This window comes from Parendozoicomonas verongulae (assembly GCF_009711465.1).
Lineage (GTDB): Bacteria > Pseudomonadota > Gammaproteobacteria > Pseudomonadales > Endozoicomonadaceae > Sansalvadorimonas > Sansalvadorimonas verongulae.
In genome coordinates, this window is sequence record NZ_SMME01000693.1 from 1 (window position 1) to 2,789 (window position 2,789).

At 47.6% G+C, this 2,789-nt stretch carries 2 protein-coding genes; both read right to left on the minus strand.

Annotated features, from left to right (window positions below):
* Positions 1–1,272 (minus strand): M60 family metallopeptidase (locus tag E1189_RS03010; protein ID WP_230460093.1); only part of this gene is annotated, 1,272 nt, incomplete at its 3' end.
* A gap of 121 nt (positions 1,273–1,393) precedes the next feature.
* On the minus strand, positions 1,394–2,789 hold a 1,396-nt coding region (locus tag E1189_RS03015; RefSeq protein ID WP_230460094.1), incomplete at its 5' end, for a M60 family metallopeptidase.

The window sequence follows — 2,789 nt, forward strand, 5'->3', positions numbered from 1 at the left end:
CGATAAATGATTCACGAGCTCTATCATGAAAGCCTTTTTCCAGTTAACCATCACCTCAGGACTTTCTGACCAGATATAAGGGTCATAACCATAGTTATGGTTCTCAATAAAGGACACAAAAAGCCACATAAAGGAAAGTATATTGCCAAAATAACTGTCATCGTAAGGCATCGTCAGTCCAGCGACATTGATCCTGCGCCCCAGGAACCAATCCCCCTTACGGTAATGGTCACCATAAATAAAGAGATCCGCAAATACCTGGCTTGATCCGGGCAGCTCAAATAAATGATCAACCGGCTCAAGTGCGTGGCCAATTTCATGAAGCAGAAGGTCAAAAACCACGGAATCATTCGGATCAATCCATCGGAATGGATTATCAAAACCAAGCCAGCGCAGCATAATCGCGTCATTGTTGGATATTGCTATGGGGTTTTCCTGTGTGAGTTGAACATCCATGACAAAGCGGTAGAGGCGATCAGGCGCTTTGTCTCGTTCATCAACAGCATTATGACTGAGGCCTGCCAGAGCATGAGCAGTTTTGATCACCTGGTCATAAAAATTGATAACCGGAGTCGGGTCTTCCAGATCTCGTACCAGCGCTGAGGGGAGAGTCAGTACGGAATACTGCCCTTCAAGCTCTGCCCAGGGCGCGGGGTAATCGCGAATGTATTGACGCCATTGCTCGGCGGTATCTCTGCCAAGCTTAAACCAGGGCGCTTTGACCGCCCCTGAGATGGTAATATCAAAAATATCCGAGCCATTTTGATCGGACTCTATGTAAATCAGTCCTGAGGCCCAGTTACGGTCCTGGAGGACGCCTTCCTTCAATTGAAACCCATCGCTGGCATACCCAACTCTCTTTTTTTTATAAGAGGGGTGGTAGTTGTTCAAATCTAAAGCATGTGCGCCTATTCTCACCTTTGGCTTTATGCCAGATGGCTCAAAAGATAAGGATCTCAGTTCAATCGTGACAGGTTCTCCAGGCACTCGGTAAAGCCCTGTGCCTACCTGATATCGTGGTGGGTGCTGCATCCGTAAAGGAGACAAATCCCTCGGCTTCAGCTGAAATAAGAAGGTCTCCGTCACCCGTTCTGCATCGCTCTCAACAGTGCCTGGAAAGTCAATCCCCATGGGCATGTAGGCTTTGTATTTTTCTTCCAGATCATTCAGGGGCATGGCAAAGCATGGCCCATAAACAGCACAGGCCAGCAAAGCCAGCCACAGAGCCCGGAAAACTGAACAGGTGACTTTTCGGCAGTCAGATTTGACCATAACTATTCTCCCAGTCAATACGCTGGAAAAATCTACCATGGCCTGAATACTGACTGTCTAACACCCCTGTCAGGCTCTCCAGTCAGTTAAGTACCCGGACCATTGCTTTCGGTTTGGGTACTTATAAGCCATCATGATACAACCGGTGGGGATAGGAATACCCCTTTCCCGCAACACGTTGATAAGCCTCCTCGCTGACAGGGACATACCAGCGCCTGAAGATTAAAGTCAGGTCTTCTCCGGTCACCTCACACAGCATTTCAAAAAAGAAATCTGTTTTTTCCTGCTGATTGTCTTTATCAGGCAATAAGTGTTCAGGGGTATGGCGAAATCGATGATACAGCTCTGGGATAAAAGCATCCGATAAATGCCTCACAAGTTCTACCATAAAAGCCCCTTTCCAGCTAACCATCACCTCAGGACTTTCTGACCAGATATAAGGGTCATAACCATAGTTATAGTTCTCAATAAAGGACGCAAAAAGCCATACAAAGGAAAGTATATTGCCATAAGAACTGTCATCGTAAGGCATCGTCAGTCCAGCGACATTGATCCTGCGCCCCAGGAACCAATCCCCCTTACGGTAATGGTCACCATAAATAAAGAGATCCGCAAATACCTGGCTTGATCCGGGCAGCTCAAATAAATGATCAACCGGCTCAAGTGCGTGGCCAATTTCATGAAGCAGAAGGTCAAAAACCACGGAATCATTCGGATCAATCCATCGGAATGGATTATCAAAACCAAGCCAGCGCAGCATAACCCCGTAATTGTTGGAGATTGCTATGGGGTTTTCTTGTGTGAGTTGTACATCCATGACAAAGCGGTAGAGGCGATCAGGCGCTTTGTCTCGCTCATCATCAGCATTGTCATTGAGACCTGCCAGAGCATGAGCACGTTTAACCACCTGGTCATAAAAATGGATAACCGGAGTCGGGTCTTCCAGATCTCGTACCAGCGCTGAGGGGAGAGTCAGTACGGAATACTGCCCTTCAAGTTCTGCCCAGGGCGCAGGGTAATCGCGAATGTATTGACGCCATTGTTCAGCGGTATCTCTGCCAAGCTTAAACCAGGGCGCTTTGACCGCCCCTGAGATGGTAATATCAAAAGTATCCGAGCCGTTTTGATCGGACTCTATGTAAATCAGTCCGGAGGCCCATTTACGATCCTGGAGGACGCCTTCCCTCAATGGAAAAAGATCGCTGGTATACCCAATTCTCTTTTTTTTGTAAGAGGGGTGGAAGTTGTTCAAGTCTAAAGCATGTGCGCCTATTCTCAGCTCTGGCTTTATGTCAGATGACTCAGCAGACAAGGATCTCAGTTCAATCGTGACAGGTTCTCCAGGCACTCGATAAAGTCCTGTGCTTACCTGATGTCGTGGTGGGTACTGCATCCGTAAAGGGGACAAATCCCTCGGGTTCAGCTGAAATGAAAAGGTCTCTGTCACCCGTTCTGCATCGCTCTCAACTGTGCCTGGAAAGTTAATGCCCATGGGCATGTAGGCTTTGTATTTTTCT